Source organism: Megasphaera sp. ASD88 (assembly GCF_002287425.1).
In the GTDB taxonomy this organism is placed as follows: Bacteria; Bacillota; Negativicutes; order Veillonellales; family Megasphaeraceae; genus Megasphaera; species Megasphaera stantonii.
This window is the reverse complement of record NZ_NQXW01000009.1, coordinates 19,990-35,843: the sequence shown is the minus strand read 5'-3', so window position 1 is coordinate 35,843 and position 15,854 is coordinate 19,990. Positions and strand designations below refer to the sequence as shown.

Here is a 15,854-nt window from a genome sequence, read left to right as displayed (position 1 = left end):
CACGACCTGTCAGCATTTCCATATCGACAGGTCGTGTCTTTTTATGATCGTATTGATTTTATTGTTTATGCTTCAAAGTCATATATACTTTTTCCGCCGTAATGGGAAGGTCCGTAAAGCGGACGCCGACGGCATTGTATACGGCGTCGGCGATGGCCGGAGACGGCGTGTTGATGACGATTTCGCCGATAGATTTCGCACCGAAGGGACCGTTAGGCTCGTAGCTGGGCGCAAATTCTACGCGGATGCTGCCTAAATCCATGCGGCTGGGAATGCGGTACTGCATGAACGAATTCTGCTGAATACGTCCCGTCTCAGTAATCGTCACATCTTCCATGAGGGCCATGCCGATGCCCTGAACCAGGCCGCCTTCGACCTGCACGCGGGCCAAGGCCGGATTGATGACGGTGCCGCAGTCGACGACGGCGGCAAAGTCGACGAGCTCAATATGACCTGTCTCGGGGTCTAAGTCGATTTCAGCAGCCCCGGCCATATACGGCGGCGGCGACGTCGGCGAGTAATGGGATTCCGTAGCTTCCAAGGCGATTTCATTGCCGCACATGGCGCCGTTGCCCAAATCCTTTAGGGTAATGGCCTTGCCCGAAACGACGTCGACAATCGCTTCGCCTGTAAAGTCCAGATCCTCTATGGCAGCCGGCTTCAGTACCAAGGCCGCCCGTTCCTTCATGCGCTGAATCAAGGTCTGGCAGGTCTTTTCCACTGCCTTGCCGGTCAGGTACGTCGTAGACGACGCATAGGAACCGCTGTCGTACGGCGACGTATCCGTGTCGACGCCGTACGTCACGATGTTGTCGACGGGACATTGCAGGCACTCGGCGGCAATCTGGGCCAATATGGTGTCGCACCCCGTACCCATGTCCGTCGCGCCGATATTGAGGGAATAGAAGCCGTCGTCGTTGACCTTGATCGTAACGGAAGCTACGTCGACGTTGGAAATGCTCGAGCCCTGCATGGCCAGCGACAGGCCGACGCTGCGGATATGGCCGTTCGGCAGGACCTTTCTCGGATATTTTTCATCCCAGCCGATCATATCCTTTACGCGGAGCAGGCACTGGTCCAGCGTACAGCTCAGGGCCGTTTCATCGAAGTAGGCCGGCATCGTTTCGCCCTGGCGGACCATGTTTTTCAGCCGTAGCTCGACGGGGTCCATCTGCAGGGCCGCCGCCAGTTCGTTGACAGCCGATTCGAGGGCGAAGATGCCCTGCGTCGCGCCGTAGCCCCGGTATGCGCCGGCGGCAATCGTATTGGTATACACCGCTTCATAGGCAAAGCGGAAGGCTTCAAATTGGTTATACAACGGAATGGATTTGTGACCCGAAAGGGTAACCGTCGTCGGGCTGTGGTCTCCGTAGGCGCCGGCATTCCACAAAGATTCGACGGAAATGACGCGGATACGCCCGTCCTTAGAGGCGCCGACCTTGACGTGAACGGCCGCCTCATGACGCGGCGACGATACGGTCATCGATTCTTCGCGGGTGTAAATCATCATGGCCGGCTTGCCCGTAATATGGGTAATGACAGCCGGATACACTTCCATGACGGCGGTCTGCTTCGCGCCGAAGCCGCCGCCGATGCGCGGCTTGATAACCCGGACCTGCGATTTAGGAATTTCCAGGGCCGTCGCGACGATGCGCCGCACGTGGAAGGGAACCTGCGTCGAGCTGACGATCGTCAGGCGTCCGTACATATCCTTATACGAATAGGCCCGGAAGGTTTCCATCATAGACTGCTGCACCTGCTTGGTGTGGTACGTCCGGTCGATGACGATGTCCGACGAAGCCAGCGTCCCTTCGACGTCGCCCCAGTTTTCTTCGGCCTGGGCCACGAGGTTGCGCTTGTTGTCGCCGCCGACGTCGACGACGGGATTCCAATCCTCTTCCGGATGGACGACGATGGGGTTATCCTTTGCTTTCGTAAAATCGAGAAGAGGCTCTAATACGTCGTATTCGACGCGGATAATCCGCAGCGCCTTGTCGACGGCCTCTTCGGTCACGCCGGCAACGAGGGCCACCGGGTCCCCGACATAGCGGATGTGCTTATCCAGGATGAGCTTATCGTAGGGGCTCAATTCGGGATAAGTCTGGCCGGCAATGGTAAACCTCGTATGAGGCACGTCGTCGGCCGTGACGATGCAGGCGATTCCCGGCACCTTTTTCGCCGCGTCAGCCTGCACCGACTTGACCCAGGCGTGGGCATGGGGGCTGCGCAGGGCCTTGACGACCAGGCAGTCCTTCGGCGCGATGTCCTCCGTATACACCGGCTGGCCCGTAACCAGGCTGACGGCGTCTTTCTTCATAATAGGCTGATTGACTGCTTTCATTCCTGCACCGCCTTTCCCTTAGCCTGCAAATAATCTCGTATCGCCCGCATGTGGCCGACGTATCCCGTGCAGCGGCACAAATTGCCGGCCAGGTATTCCTTGATGTCCTCTTCCGTCGGCCCTTCCAGCTCGCGGGCCATGGCCAGGACGTTCATGACGAAGCCGGGATTGCAGAAGCCGCACTGGTCGGCGCCTTCGCGTCCCATGTACATGGCGAACTCCGTCGCTTCCTCCTGCAGCCCTTCCAGCGTCGTCACCCGTTTGCCGTCGATGCGGGCGGCAAGGACGGCGCAGGACAAGACGGGCTTTTCGTCGATCCACACCGTACACAGGCCGCAGTTCGTCGTCTCGCAGCCGCATTTCACGCTGTAGCAGCCTTTGGAGCGCAGGAAATCGAGGAGCATCACACCGGCTTCGATTTCATCGCTTTGTTTTATTCCGTTAAGCCAATAGGTTATGTTCATCATTTACTCTCCTCCAAGACCTGCTTCAACAGCCGGCGGCACAAGACCTCGGCCATATCGCGGCGGTACTCTGCCGAACCGCGCGTATTGGACTGGTAGGTCAGCGCGTCGGCCCATTGCCGCGCCGTTTCGTCTGCGCCGGCCCGTTCCGCCTCTTCCCGCGCCGCACAAAGAGCCTTCGCTCTGGCCGGACGGGCGCCGACGGCGCAGCGTACCTCACCGTCTGTACAGGAAACGGCGCAGGCAAGAACGGGAAAATCTGTCGCGTTGAGCCGCAGCGACGCATAGGCCGTATGCCGGTTTGTCTTAGGCACGACGACGTGCGTCAGGATATCGCTCCCCGGCCCGGCTTCGGCAAAATCAGCCAGCTTGATCTCGCCGCCTTTGTACAAGACGACGCTGGCGTCTAAGGCCAGCAGCAGCGTCAGCACGTCGGAAAAGCCGAAGCGGCCGCACAGGCTGCCGCCAATGGTAGCCAAGTTGCGGAACTGCACGCCTACGATATGGCGCAGCGCTTCCTTGGAAGCGCCCTGCGTATAGGCGGCGAAAGACGGGCAAAGCTCCAGGTCCCGCAGCGAGACCATAGCTCCGATGCGGAATTCTGTTTCCCTTTCCTCTATATCATACAGCGGCAGGGCCGATATATCGACGGCCTGCCGTATGATGCGCCGCGGCGACAAGCGCAGCCAGCAGCAGCCTCCGAGGACGACGGAGCCTTTTTTCTGATGGAGCTCCCAAGCCTCAGCCAAGGTCTGCGCTTTCGTGTATTGCGCAATATGCATATAGTTTCCTCCTAATCTAAAAGCAACGCTTCTCATTATACCTTCTTATATACATTGTAACAATAGGCACCTCGGCCTTTCAAGTCCCAGCAGGGGCAAAAAAACAAAAAACGCGGCTAAACGACGCCGTGTCCGCCATTTAGCCGCCTTCATATCCTTATTCTGCTATGCTCAATATGTCCCGTATATCGTGAAGCACATAATCTGCGCCGGCCTCTTCGTATACGGCGCGTGCCTGCTCGCAGGCCGCCTGCCGTTCGCCTTCCGTCAGGCCGTCATACTCTTCCCGGCTCAGCCCCATGACAGAGCTGCCGACGATGATGCCCGCCGTCTTGACGCCGGCATGCTTTCCTTCCAGGATGTCCGTCACCGTGTCGCCGACTTTCAACACCTGGCTCGTCTGCTGCCATTTGAAATGCTCCATATTTCGGAAAATCATATACGGGTAGGGCCGGCCGAAACCGGATACGCTGTCCGGCGTAATCCAGAAGTCCGCTTCATAGCCCTGCGCGGCAGCAGCCTTGACGACGGATTTCATCATAATATTCGTATAACCCGTCGTACTGCCGATTTGATAGCCCCGGCGTCGCAGTTCGACTATCGTGTCGGTCACATACGGCTTGACCTCCGTCCCCCGGGCCAGCAAGGCAAGCAGCATCGGCTCAAAATCGTCGTACAACGTATCGACGTCCCAGTCCTGCGGCTCGCTGCGGAACCGCCGCCGCCATTCGCCGCGGATCCGCGGCATGTCCAGCATCGCCTGGATATGATTCCACTTCAGCATGCCCATTGGCCGGCGGATTTCCTCATTTGTCACGGCAATGCCCCGTTTGGCAAAAATTTCCCGAAAGACGACGACCGGAGCCATCGACCCAAAATCGACAGTCGTACCGGCCCAATCAAAAATAATTCCTTCCCACTTCATGCGTCTGCCCCTTTCCATTTACCAATATCTGCCGTAATAGTTTCGGATAATTCCATTTATATACTTATATTATGACATTTTTTTCTAAATTCTGCAAATAAACGGCAAAATATATGTAAATTACAGCACATTTTGTAAAGTTCTCGCAAAAGGATTTTACAAAACTATCCTTGTCGCCGCAAACGGATTTGATATACAATAAACTATGACAGAGCAAACGCAAAGGAGCAGCATTCATGATTCAGGAAGAACGCAAGCATATTATTTTGCAGGAACTGAGCCGTACCTCCGTCGTCAAGCTAGAAGATTTGTCCCAGCAGCTGAACGTATCGATCGATACGGTACGGCGCGACCTGAAGGCCTTAGACCGGGCCGGTTTGGTTCAATATATACGCGGCGGCGCAAAAGCCGTCCACGAGTCTCATCAATTCGCCCATTTCAACGGCCGCAAGGTCATACACAACGAGCTCAAGCGGGAAGCCGCCCGCAAGGCCGTACAGCTTATTCAGCCCAACGATCTGGTCATGCTCAATTCCGGCACGACGACGACGATTTTGGCCGAAGAAATCGCCCAGGCCGACCTTACGTGTTCCATCGTGACCAACAACATCGCCGCAGCCGAGGCCGCCGCAGCCAATCCGAAATGCCGCATCCACCTTCTCGGCGGCGATTGGGACGGGGCAGAGCAGTCCACTTGGGGAAGCCGCTGCCTTCGCGAAGCGGAAACGTATTTCCCCGATATCTGCTTTTTAGCCGTCAATTCGCTGGATGTGCAGGCCGGCCTGACAGATTTCCGTTTCCGTGAAATCCCCATCATGCAGGCCATGGCCCGCAACGCTTGGAAAACCTACGCCGTCATGGATTCTACCAAGCTGGACCGCCTGGCCAAAAAGCAGGTCTTCCCCCTGTCGCAGACGCCTGTCGTCATCATGGACAGCGATATCGGGACAGACGACCTGCAGCGCTACAAGGACGGCGGCATTGAAATCCAATGACGAGGTAAGCTACAGCCATTCGTCCGGCAGCGGGTATTCTTCTGCTGCGGACTCATCTATACTACGACAAAGAGGTGTTCCTATGAAAGTATCATTGAAAAAATCCGTACTTCTGTTAGCATGTGCAGCCTGCTTCCCCGCCTTTGCCCAGGGAGCCGTCGTCGAAACGGCCAGCCCGGAGGCAGCGACGGCTCCGGAAATCACGGTGCTCCTGCCCGGCAAGGCCCACGACAACGGCTTCATGGAAGCGGGCTACCGCGGCTACGAACGCATTGCCAAGGGCGTCACGGCGAATGTAAAATGCGTCTCCGACGTGTCTGCCACGTCCGACGCCGCCGTCCTGACAGCAGAGCTGCAGAAATTAGCCAAGGAACAGCCGAAGCTGATTATCGGCCACGGCGGGCAGATGAACGGCCCCGTCTCCGCCGTCAGCAAGGAGTATCCGCAAATCCAGTTCGTCGTCATCCAAGGCAGCGTAAAGGGCGACAACATCAGCAGCTACGTCGTCGACCAGGAACAGTCAGCCTTCTTAGCCGGCGCCCTGGCCGGCTATATGACAAAGACCGGCAAGGTCGGCCACATTTCCGGCGCCTGGCCCAAACCGGGACTCCAAGCCCGGGCAGCATTCTACAACGGCGTGAAGTACGCCAATCCCCACGCCCAGTTCTATTCGACCTTCACGGGAGACCTGGATAATATGAAGGTAAACGCTAAAGCGGCAGAAGCGCAGATCGGCGAAGGCGTCGACGTCATCTATACGATGCTCAACAGCGGGCGCAGCGCCGTCAACCAGGTCATCGCTAAGACCAACGGACAGGTATTGGAAATCGGCAACGTCATCGACTGGACAAAAGAATCACCTATTTTCGTCGGCTCGGCTGTCGCTGACTCCAGCGAAGCCCTGTTCAATGCGGCAAAGGATTACAAAGCCGGCGCCCTGACCCACGATATTACGAAAATCGGCCTGGAAAAGCCGGATATCGTCCGCTTAGCCGTCGCGCCCTTCGTTCCGGCCGAAGCCGTCAACAGGTTACACGACCTGCACCAAAAAGTCGTGTCCGGCGAAGTGCAGATCAGCACGACCTACGACGGTCCGGAATTTGATCCGGCAACTAAAACCTTTGTCAGCCAGGATGCCAAAAACCAGCGTAGAGCTAAGAAATAAGGTTCCTGCCGATTAAAAAACGCAAACAAGCCGTCTCAAAGGAAGCACCAGCTCCCGATGAGACGGCTTTTTGTTTAGGAAATACGATTTCCCTTCTGCGATTTATCCTTTAAGATATCGATCATCGTCTGCTCCGTTCCGACCATACCCGGCGATGCGATGCAGCCCATGTAGCGGAACGTGTCCTCCGGCGTCGGGCCCAATACGCCGTGAACTGGGTTTACGCCGACGCCCGACAAGGCAAAGCGTACCGAACGGAACGCCGTATCGACGGCGGTGACGCCCTTCATCGTGCAGCCTTGATTTCCGCCGTCGCAGATCATGCCCGTAATGCTGGCTGCCATATTGGCGACAACGCGCTCCATGACGGCTAAATCGCCGCCCTTCAGCCAGGCCATGGCGCAGGCCATGCCCGTGCCGGCAGCAATAGCGCAGCCGCAGAACGCCGACAAGCGGCCGGAATATTCCTTGATATACATGGTAATCAAATAGCTCAGCGCCGTCGCCCGCAGCAGCCGCTCGGCAGAAATCCCTTGGACCTGACAGACTGCGTATAAAGGCATCGTGCAGATGATCCCGTGGGCGCCTGATCCCGTAATGCTCATGGCCGGCTTGTCCAGGCCCAGGACGCGGGCCTCGATAGCGCCGCCGCACAGCAGCTGCGCCGTCGTCACCTCGTCGCCGGAAATCATCTGGCCGCCGTTCATATCCCACAAAGCCTTGAGAAAGGTCGTCCGCTCATGGCCCAGCCCTTCGTTGAACAAGGCCAGGTTCATGTCGTAGGCCTGCTGGATAAAGGAAATCTCCTCGATAGGCACCGATTGTATAAAGTTATACAATTCGGCCAGCGTATATTCGTGAATGGGCGCGCCGCCCACATCTTCCTGCCCCGGCTGCCCTTCGTCGTCTTTCTGAAATACGACGTCGCCGTTGACGACGATATTTACGATATTCGTATGCGTATGGGCAATCGTGACGGCACAGCAATCCGACGCCGTCGCCACTTCTGCGCGGATGTAAATATCCGGCGTAATCTCCCCGACCTGCACGGATACCTTTCCCCCTTCGACAAGCCCCTTCGCCGCTTCATTCGCTTGGTCGTCGACCTTCGCCAGCGCTTCCAGCCCCAGTGCCGCATCGCCGGCCACGACGCCCAACGCCGCGGCATAGGCGTTCCCTACGGCGTCGGAATGGGGAATCCCGCACGTAAACGCATTTTTATACATGCCGGAATTCAGCACGACGTCGACGCGCTCCACATCCCCCTTCACAAACTCCCGCGCCTTAGCCGCTGCAAACGCAATTGCCCCCGGCTCAGTCACGCCCAACGCCGGCTTCATGTCGTCGCGGAGCAGTTTAATCAAATCCGCTATATCTTTCTGTTCCATATACATTTCTCCTCCCACAGCCAGTCCTCTTTATTATACCAGATAAGGCAAACACTCCCCTGTCGTTCAGTCAAGGGAGTGTTTACAAGAAATATCAAGTACAGTTATTTTCCTTCGTAAATTAAATGAATCAGCGTCATCGTCATTTCATAAGATTTTTGGAGCGACGGTACTGGTAAAAATTCGTATCGGGAATGGAAATTCATGCCTCCCGTAAAATAGTTGGGAGTCAGAATGCCTTTTGTCGATATAAAAGAACCGTCCGTACCGCCTCGCATAGCAATCGTCTTAGGCTCTATATCCAGACGGCGCATGGCTTCATAAATATAATCAATGGCCTTGCGGTTGTCCTCAGTAACGGCATCGGCAATATTGCCGTATGTATCGGTAATACGGCATTCCACAGAAGCTCTCGGATTCGCCGCCTGAAGAGCTGCTACACAATCGCGTATTTTCTGCTTCTTTGCTTCATATTTTTCCTTGCTGTGGTCACGAATATTGAGGTGTACCGTCGCCGTCGACTGATTCGACTGCACGGCCTGACACCAAATATATCCTTCCTTCCCTTCCGTACATTCCGGCGTTTCCCGGCGGTCGAACATATTAATAAAGTCTACAGCAAGAAGCGTCGGATTAATCAGCACGCCTTTCGCGCTCATCGGATGAGCGCTGACACCGTGAATTACGACTTCGGCGCTGCCGGCGTTGAACGTTTCATACACGACTTCACCGACGTCGCAGGAATCAATCGTATACGCAAAGTCGACGGGAAATTTAGAAAAGTCCATATTCTTCGAGCCGAACAAGCCGCATTCTTCGTCGGGGACAAAGGCTACGTATATATCGCCGTGATACAGCGAATCGTCGCCGGCAAGTGTTGACAAGGCAGTCATAACGTTGGCAATAGCCGCTTTATTGTCAGAGCCCAGCACGCTTGTTCCGTCTGTGACGATAATATCCTGTCCGACAAATTTCCGTAATTCCGGATGCTCCGCGGCGGCCATGACAATCTGCTGTTCTTCGTTTAAGACAATATCGCCTCCGTCATAGTTAGCAATCATCTGGGGATGAATTTCCGGCGACAAACAGACATCTACTGTGTCCATATGCGTACAAAAGCCAACCGACGGCACGGAGCCGGCAAAGCCTTCCGGCAAACGAGCCGGCAACTTTCCCGTCAGCACGCAGGCTTTGCTGATTTCCAAATCGACGAGCCCCAAGGCTTCGCATTCGGCTTTTAACAATTCAGCCATATCCCACTGCCCTTCCGTGCTGGGAACCTGTACGCCGCCGTTGTCGCGGCTCTGCGACGGAACGCTTACATATCGGTAAAACCGTTCTACTAATTCATGACGTGCATCTTTCATGATACTCCCTCCTTAAACTGCGGCAAATTAAAACATTTGCCGCGGATATACGTAATCTGCCTGGAATCCCAAAGGGATGTTAAGGGCCCAGAATACATACAGCATAACAGTCAATACGACGAGCAAGGTAATCGTATAAGGCAGCATTAAACTGCTCAGTGTACCGACGCCGGTCTTTTTATAATACTTTTGGCAATAAATAATGATCAACGGATAAAACGCAAACATAGGCGTGCAGACGTTGACCGCCGAATCGCTGACGCGATACGCTGCCTGCGTCAATTCCGGGGCAATGCCTACGGACATGAGCATCGGCACGAAAATCGGAGCCAAAATGGACCACTTTGCCGAAGCCGACGTGATAAGCAGATTCAGCAAGGCAACAAATACGATGATGCCGAAAATAGTAATCTGCGGCGGCAGCGCCAAGGATTTCAAAAATTCCGCACCGGCAATCGCAATGAGCGCCCCCAAATTCGAAGCGCCGAAGGCATACATAAACTGCGCAGCAAAGAAATAAAAGACGATTAACTGAACCAGCGTATGCGTAATATCTTCCATGGATTTCGTAAAATCTTTAAAACTGCGGAAGGTGCCGCTGATCACGCCGTATACTATGCCGGGGATACCGACGAGCAGAAAGATAATCGCCACGATAGACTGCATAACCGGCGCTTTAAAGCTGGCTATATTGCCGTCGGGATCGCGGAAAATTGAATCTGCCGGCACGAGAGCGGCAAACAATCCGAGAAGCATTAAGACCAGCACTGCCGACGCAATGTAAAAAGCTTTGTTTTCCTGCGGCGTAATCTCTCCTACACCTTCTTCCGACAAGTCTAAATCCGCATCAATCGGACAGGCCTTGCGGCACCAGGGTTCAGTAATTTTTTCCGTAACCCACCAACAGCTGCCAATAACCGCGAACGTCGAACCGAAGGCGTAAAAATAATTGCACAATACGTTGACTTCATAGGTCGGGTCAATAATCTGCGCAGCCATCTGCGTAAATCCCTGGATAACCGGGTCGATCGCCGATGGCGTGTAATTGGCGGCAAACGCACCGGCAATCCCTGCAAACGAAGCAGCTACACCTGCCAGCGGATGTTTTCCAGATGCGTAAAATAAATATGCTGCAATCGGAATGATAATCATATACCCGCTGTCCGGCGCTAAATGACTGAGCATGCCGACGAGAATGACAATAGGCGTAAGCAGGAATTTCGGCGTAATGATAAGGAGTTTTTTCAATCCCGTGCTGATGTACCCGGATCCCTGTGCAATCCCAATACCGAGAGTCGCGACGATGACCATGCTTAACGGCGGAAACGAAGCGAAATTGCTGACCATTTTAGTCATCAGCGTGACCAACGACTGCGGCGACAGCATATTCGTAACCTTGATTTCTTCCCCTGTCGTCGGATGAATATATCCGAAATGGATAGTCGAGCAAATTGCCGACAAAATACATGTAATAAAAAAGGCTCCGATGAACAGCATCGTAATATCAGGGATTTTATTCCCTACTCGTTCAATCCAGCCCAAAAAACCGCCTACGGAATGAATCTCTGCAGACGGCTGACTTTGTTGCGACATACATATCATCCTTTCTTATATTCTAAATTCTTATAAAGTCACGTGGTATATCATACCACAAGATAGTAGACAAAACAATGTATATACAATTAAAATTTAAGTTATTCTCTATTTTTACAGTATTACAAAAAACGCCCCTTTTACAAGAACCTGCGCCGTCTTGCCAAAGGGGCCATATCGCGCTGGGCAAATTTTTTGCCTCGCGCCGCCTTATTTATTTTTATCCTGAATCATTCGCCGTATTTCCGTCTCATCCATGATAATCTTCCGCGCTTCATATCCATTCTTTCCGCTGATAATTCCCGCAGCTTCCATATGCTCAATAAGACGACGGGCCCGATTATATCCGATATGAAACCGCCGCTGCAGCATCGTCGTCGAAGCTTTTTGCTGATGCAGTACTTCTTGTACAGCCGCTTTCATGAGTTCGTCTTCAAAAAAATTCATTGTCATTCCTCCTTGCAATCTATCGATCCTTGTCTGCATATGGCAAGTATACAATATCAAAACGACACTATCTGTCGTTAGTATAAAAACTAACCTCTTCACGCCAAAAAAAGCTCTCCTATGACGATGTATAGCTAGATATACAGTGACGCCGTGCCTTGATTGCAGCACAAAAAAGACAGCATACACCCCCTGCTGCCTTGCAAAATACCCATAGCGAGACCTTCGTCTCCTCTGTTTTTCCTTATTTGTTTATGTGTTACAGTATATTTATACCCCCCCCCGTGAATATGTAATCTCATACGAAAGCTGAGCTATCCCGTATTTCTTTATATCTGCATAATTTCTCAACCGATGGAACATGCTAAAACTCCTCATAATAATACTTCGTTTCAAACGGCTTGCTACTACCGTATTTGATATTTGACAAGTAACATTGTACGAACGCACTGAATACGGTTTAACATGCCTGTCAAAAACGGCACGGTACACGCCTTTGCTGCCCGCGCTTTCTGTAATTAGTATACGTGCATTTTTATTAAAAAGCAATACTATACATTTGCAATCGTTCTTCAAATCTAGTAGGGGTAACATCTGTATGATACCCCTACACATTTATATCCGCTTATTGCAGACTATCTAAATCCCATACTCCGCGATAAACATCATAACAACATCTGGGATTCTTAGTATTCATACTGCCGCAAACGGAAAGGCCAAGGGGACGACAATCGTGGCAAGCAAAGCGAAATTCACAATCTTTGCAGCCTTCAATGGTACTAAAATCGAAGAACCACTTTGACATCGTCTTCTCATTATGAATAATCTCTTCTAAAGAGTCCTGTAATATATTGCCATACCTATAGTTTCTCTCGAATTCACATGGAATGACGTCGCCGTTTTCCATAATTGTAATTTTGCCGTACCAACAGGAATTTCTGCTATAATTATGATAAAATTGCTCTTTCTTTGCTTTAAAATTAGGCTTCGTTAGATAAACCTTTTGTATTACCTCTTTGTTGGTCGGTGCATGGAGCTTTTGAGTCCCTCCATGCACATTACGTATGATATCGTATCGAGAGCATTTCATGCCTAATTCACGAACATACTGCATCGTTTCGTCTACATATGCTTCATTTTCCTTCATCACGATAACTGCCGCTGAAACGGAAACGCCTTGCGCAACAAGCGCCTGCACAGCTTCGGTCGTTTTCTTAAAGCTGCCTCTCACATTGGTAATTTTATCATGAATCTCAGCAGACGGCCCATACATGGAAATTTTCACACGAATGGCATGCTTCACTACGCAATGTACTAATCGCTCTGAAAACGCCGTTGCATTTGTAAATAACGTAATATCCATCGGATACTGAGATGCGTATTCAAGGATATCCACTAAATCCTTACGGCAGCAAGGCTCCCCGCCAATGACAATTAGCCGCTTGATGTGCAAGTCCGCCAATTGATCTATGCATTTTTTCCACTGCGCCAGGCTTAACGAATTTTCAGAAGAAACATGGACATTTCCTTCATAGCAATGAATACACCTTAGATTACATCGCTGCGTTATTTCAATCCAAGCCATTTCTAACTGAATTGTCTTATCTTTACGTAACCTAAAATTCCGGGGGATAAAATTTTCAGATATCAAAAAGCATCTTTTCAATTCCGTCAGGTAGGTTTCATCAGACGGCACAGTGCTATGTTCAACGTATCGATGAATAATGCTGCAGGCCGCATCATTTACGGAATATACCTTTCCAGAATTAAAATCATAAATTGCCCCATGAACGGTCCCTGGTACAAAAATAACGTCTTGATTTATTTCGTACATATGGCTTATCACCTCACTTCTTTAAAGGGGTAGAAATAAACATCTCGTCTAACTTTCGAATAATGGGTTTATAAACTTCTGCGTTCCTTTTCATAGACGTAATGAAATCATTCATATGATTTTGGCAATACATTACATCCTGCTGAACATATAGATAATAGAAAAATTTCTTAATTGCTTCAAATTCCCGTTCTCCATACTCATGTACTAACGGAGCATATGTTTCTGCCGCTTTATTCATATGCCTTACTAATTCAAATTTTCTTTTCAGCGTGTTGAACTGATACGTAACGGCATCGGCTGCTGGTATAAAGGTATCGGCCATAAAATCAGCAATGGGTTGTATGGAGGGATCTTTAAAACGATACGCCTGGGTATTCAAAAAGGAATACTCACGATCTAATAAATGATCCTGTTGAAGCATGGTTTTCAACTTCGTACCATTCAATACTTGAACCCTAAGTCCACCGTAATGATAGTAATTCGTCGAGTGCAATTCTATTAAATATTGATACGACTGACGTAAAGAATCCAATGTCGAATACGGATTAAAAAAAATCATTCCGTATCTAGGAGAAATTCCAATATCATCAAGAAGTTGCAATGCCCTTTTACCTTCTTCTAAGGTAGCCCGTTTGTTATATAGCTTCCGATCCCATTCATTTCCGGCATCAATACCTAAAAATAGATGATGAAATCCTATTTTATTCATTTTTTGTAATACTTCGTAATTTTGGGGATTACAAATCGCCTTTGGTTTTGCAAATCCTGAAAAGGCCAAATTGAAATTCAGCTGCTCTATTTTTTCAAACAGCACCATGAGCCGCTCTCTGTTTTCATCTCCATCAATGTCAAACAAATCATCGTCACAGATAAAAAATTTTTTTACGCCAAAGGTCGTCGCTAAATAAGCAATTTCTTCAACAATTCGCTCCGGATCTTTATAAACCACTCTTCCTTTTCGGGAACAACAAAACGTGCATGCGCCGGTACATACGTTGGATTTAGTCATCATGCAGTGAGTCTTTTGCATATTTGCTTCTGCAGTATCCTGCGTATAATAATCAAAGCTGGCCTTTCGGTTTATGTCTTGCTCCACATTCTCCTTCTTATCTTCGATATCATGCATTGCTGCAATATTTTCATCATTTTGAATTGTTCTATTTCCATACGAATGGATAATTCTCAGCATCGGAGCTTCTCCATCACCAAGAATAAAATAATCCACCATAGGCGCATCGGAAACAATTTCACGATAATTCATAGTAACGAACTGTCCCCCAAAAACAACAAGACAGGATTGTGTTCTTTTTAAATATTCAGCTATTTTTTTAGACAGCACATAATTCGTTTCAAAAATGGAAAATCCGTAAATGTCATAGCTGTCATGGGTATGTAAATCATTTATGATCGTTTCCCACGTTTCAAAGTGATGGTAATATTTAATATCTACACTCGCTGTTTTACAGCTTTGACGTATATAGTGGGCAATATAATCAACGCCTGTATTGCCATATTTATAGCTTTGAATAATAGAAACAAGCAGAATCCGCATATTTATCCTACGCTTTCGTATATCAAAAAATAAACGCATCTATGGCATAACTGAGCCTCGCATAATACCCTCGTTTTTTCCCGAAGCCAGCTGCACTGCCTTAAAGCCCCCATGGAAGCCACAGTAGGAAACAGGACGATAATTTTTATAGGACGGTTCTTTTTATGCAAGCTTGCCTTTACTTGCTCCAGCCATTTCAAATAGGTACATTCATCGTAAAAAGAATTGAACAAATAAAAACAGTCAACGTCCTCATCTATATCCATCGCAAGGGCATCCCCATGAAAAACATCTATACGTTGCCCCAAAATAGATGTTTTATTTTGGTACCGAATAATATTTTTCCTGCATACATCAAGCAAGCCTTTATCAATTTCAATTCCTTGCAGATTTTGAAATCCTCTATCCGCTAAGTAGAGAAGAAAAATCCCTGCACCGCAGCCAATATCCAGAATTTTGTCTGTATGCTGTATTTCTCCGCTTTGGATAAGCTGTTCTATTAACATCACATTGGTTCCTTCATAGGGATTATAATGAATATTGCTTTTTTTAGTCGCTTTGCCATCTTGAAGGTTATATTTTACCAAAAATTTATTTACATATTTACGCCTAAGATATCTTTTCAAGTATATAGAAATATTTTCTGCCGTTACTGCCAGCTTTAAAAGCACACTGTCAATCATACATTTCTCCATAAATAAAATGAAGGAATGAAAGATACGCTATACCTTCCATTCCTTGCACACAAACCATAAGCAACTTAATCATCACTCCAGAAAGGACCGCAATCAGTGTGACAAGCCGTTACCACTTCCTCCGAAGTTGTGACACAAATTAAAGTCGGAGTATTATCTTCCATACGCTCTGCCTCCTTTCCGATAGATAAATTCACCTTTCGGTCTTTCTACATATGACTAAAATAAAAACATATACACAAAAGGCTATTTACAAGTTCCTTTTATATTTTATAGAAATGTACCTCCAGATTTACCTAAGCA

13 protein-coding genes are annotated in these 15,854 nt (G+C 49.7%); 2 read left to right on the top strand and 11 right to left on the bottom strand.

All coding sequences use genetic code 11. The features are described 5' to 3' along the window. Nucleotides 1-58: 58 nt before the first annotated feature. The 4 genes from CJ260_RS06565 to phnX all read right to left on the bottom strand — a co-directional run bounded on the left by CJ260_RS06565 (nucleotide 59) and on the right by phnX (nucleotide 4,512). Nucleotides 59-2,341 carry a xanthine dehydrogenase family protein molybdopterin-binding subunit gene (locus CJ260_RS06565; RefSeq protein ID WP_095629619.1) on the bottom strand — a complete coding sequence of 761 codons (2,283 nt, stop codon included), beginning with the start codon at nucleotides 2,339-2,341 and terminating at the stop codon, nucleotides 59-61. Beyond that, nucleotides 2,338-2,805: a (2Fe-2S)-binding protein gene (locus tag CJ260_RS06560; protein ID WP_095629618.1), complete on the bottom strand. Its 468-nt coding sequence runs from the start codon at nucleotides 2,803-2,805 to the stop codon at nucleotides 2,338-2,340. The genes CJ260_RS06565 and CJ260_RS06560 overlap by 4 nt, the downstream gene beginning before the upstream one ends. After that, nucleotides 2,805-3,587, bottom strand: coding sequence for a xanthine dehydrogenase family protein subunit M (locus tag CJ260_RS06555; protein ID WP_095629617.1), 783 nt, complete (start codon nucleotides 3,585-3,587; stop codon nucleotides 2,805-2,807). Before CJ260_RS06555 ends, CJ260_RS06560 begins: the two co-directional genes overlap by 1 nt. 157 nt (nucleotides 3,588-3,744) lie before the next feature. Next, nucleotides 3,745-4,512, bottom strand: a complete 768-nt coding sequence (gene phnX, locus CJ260_RS06550) for a phosphonoacetaldehyde hydrolase (RefSeq protein ID WP_095629616.1) — start codon at nucleotides 4,510-4,512, stop codon at nucleotides 3,745-3,747. Nucleotides 4,513-4,748: 236 nt separating this feature from the next. Between phnX and CJ260_RS06545 the strand changes: the two genes are divergently transcribed. Next, nucleotides 4,749-5,507: a DeoR/GlpR family DNA-binding transcription regulator gene (locus CJ260_RS06545; protein WP_095629615.1), complete on the top strand. Its 759-nt coding sequence runs from the start codon at nucleotides 4,749-4,751 to the stop codon at nucleotides 5,505-5,507. Between the two features lie 82 nt (nucleotides 5,508-5,589). Continuing rightward, nucleotides 5,590-6,672: a BMP family protein gene (locus tag CJ260_RS06540; RefSeq protein ID WP_095629614.1), complete on the top strand. Its 1,083-nt coding sequence runs from the start codon at nucleotides 5,590-5,592 to the stop codon at nucleotides 6,670-6,672. Between the two features lie 74 nt (nucleotides 6,673-6,746). Here CJ260_RS06540 and CJ260_RS06535 read toward each other — a convergent pair whose 3' ends face one another. The 7 genes from CJ260_RS06535 to CJ260_RS06505 all read right to left on the bottom strand — a co-directional run bounded on the left by CJ260_RS06535 (nucleotide 6,747) and on the right by CJ260_RS06505 (nucleotide 15,539). Beyond that, a complete protein-coding gene (locus CJ260_RS06535) occupies nucleotides 6,747-8,060 on the bottom strand; it encodes a serine dehydratase subunit alpha family protein (RefSeq protein ID WP_198947411.1) in 1,314 nt (437 codons plus the stop codon). A 104-nt stretch (nucleotides 8,061-8,164) separates the two neighbouring features. Beyond that, a complete protein-coding gene (gene pepT / locus CJ260_RS06530; RefSeq protein ID WP_095629613.1) occupies nucleotides 8,165-9,427 on the bottom strand; it encodes a peptidase T in 1,263 nt (420 codons plus the stop codon). Between the two features lie 27 nt (nucleotides 9,428-9,454). Further along, complete coding sequence (locus CJ260_RS06525; RefSeq protein WP_095629612.1) at nucleotides 9,455-11,020, bottom strand: AbgT family transporter; 1,566 nt, start codon at nucleotides 11,018-11,020, stop codon at nucleotides 9,455-9,457. A gap of 210 nt (nucleotides 11,021-11,230) precedes the next feature. Further along, nucleotides 11,231-11,467 (bottom strand): DNA translocase FtsK, encoded by a 237-nt coding sequence (locus CJ260_RS06520; protein WP_158099967.1) that lies wholly within the window; start codon nucleotides 11,465-11,467, stop codon nucleotides 11,231-11,233. Nucleotides 11,468-12,092: 625 nt separating this feature from the next. Next, a complete protein-coding gene (locus tag CJ260_RS06515; protein WP_095629611.1) occupies nucleotides 12,093-13,301 on the bottom strand; it encodes a radical SAM protein in 1,209 nt (402 codons plus the stop codon). A 13-nt stretch (nucleotides 13,302-13,314) separates the two neighbouring features. Continuing rightward, nucleotides 13,315-14,856 carry a radical SAM protein gene (locus CJ260_RS06510; protein WP_158221379.1) on the bottom strand — a complete coding sequence of 514 codons (1,542 nt, stop codon included), beginning with the start codon at nucleotides 14,854-14,856 and terminating at the stop codon, nucleotides 13,315-13,317. 2 nt (nucleotides 14,857-14,858) lie between these two features. Next, a complete protein-coding gene (locus CJ260_RS06505; protein ID WP_158221378.1) occupies nucleotides 14,859-15,539 on the bottom strand; it encodes a class I SAM-dependent methyltransferase in 681 nt (226 codons plus the stop codon). Between the last annotated feature and the right edge of the window lie 315 nt (nucleotides 15,540-15,854).

Bases quoted from the DNA above. Each gene is read 5' to 3' on its own strand.
- CJ260_RS06565 (WP_095629619.1), bottom strand. From the start codon at position 2,341: ATGAAAGCAGTCAATCAGCCTATTATGAAGAAAGACGCCGTCAGCCTG.
- CJ260_RS06560 (WP_095629618.1), bottom strand. From the start codon at position 2,805: ATGAACATAACCTATTGGCTTAACGGAATAAAACAAAGCGATGAAATC.
- CJ260_RS06555 (WP_095629617.1), bottom strand. From the start codon at position 3,587: ATGCATATTGCGCAATACACGAAAGCGCAGACCTTGGCTGAGGCTTGG.
- phnX (WP_095629616.1), bottom strand. From the start codon at position 4,512: ATGAAGTGGGAAGGAATTATTTTTGATTGGGCCGGTACGACTGTCGAT.
- CJ260_RS06545 (WP_095629615.1), top strand. From the start codon at position 4,749: ATGATTCAGGAAGAACGCAAGCATATTATTTTGCAGGAACTGAGCCGT.
- CJ260_RS06540 (WP_095629614.1), top strand. From the start codon at position 5,590: ATGAAAGTATCATTGAAAAAATCCGTACTTCTGTTAGCATGTGCAGCC.
- CJ260_RS06535 (WP_198947411.1), bottom strand. From the start codon at position 8,060: ATGGAACAGAAAGATATAGCGGATTTGATTAAACTGCTCCGCGACGAC.
- pepT (WP_095629613.1), bottom strand. From the start codon at position 9,427: ATGAAAGATGCACGTCATGAATTAGTAGAACGGTTTTACCGATATGTA.
- CJ260_RS06525 (WP_095629612.1), bottom strand. From the start codon at position 11,020: ATGTCGCAACAAAGTCAGCCGTCTGCAGAGATTCATTCCGTAGGCGGT.
- CJ260_RS06520 (WP_158099967.1), bottom strand. From the start codon at position 11,467: ATGAATTTTTTTGAAGACGAACTCATGAAAGCGGCTGTACAAGAAGTA.
- CJ260_RS06515 (WP_095629611.1), bottom strand. From the start codon at position 13,301: ATGTACGAAATAAATCAAGACGTTATTTTTGTACCAGGGACCGTTCAT.
- CJ260_RS06510 (WP_158221379.1), bottom strand. From the start codon at position 14,856: ATGCGGATTCTGCTTGTTTCTATTATTCAAAGCTATAAATATGGCAAT.
- CJ260_RS06505 (WP_158221378.1), bottom strand. From the start codon at position 15,539: ATGATTGACAGTGTGCTTTTAAAGCTGGCAGTAACGGCAGAAAATATT.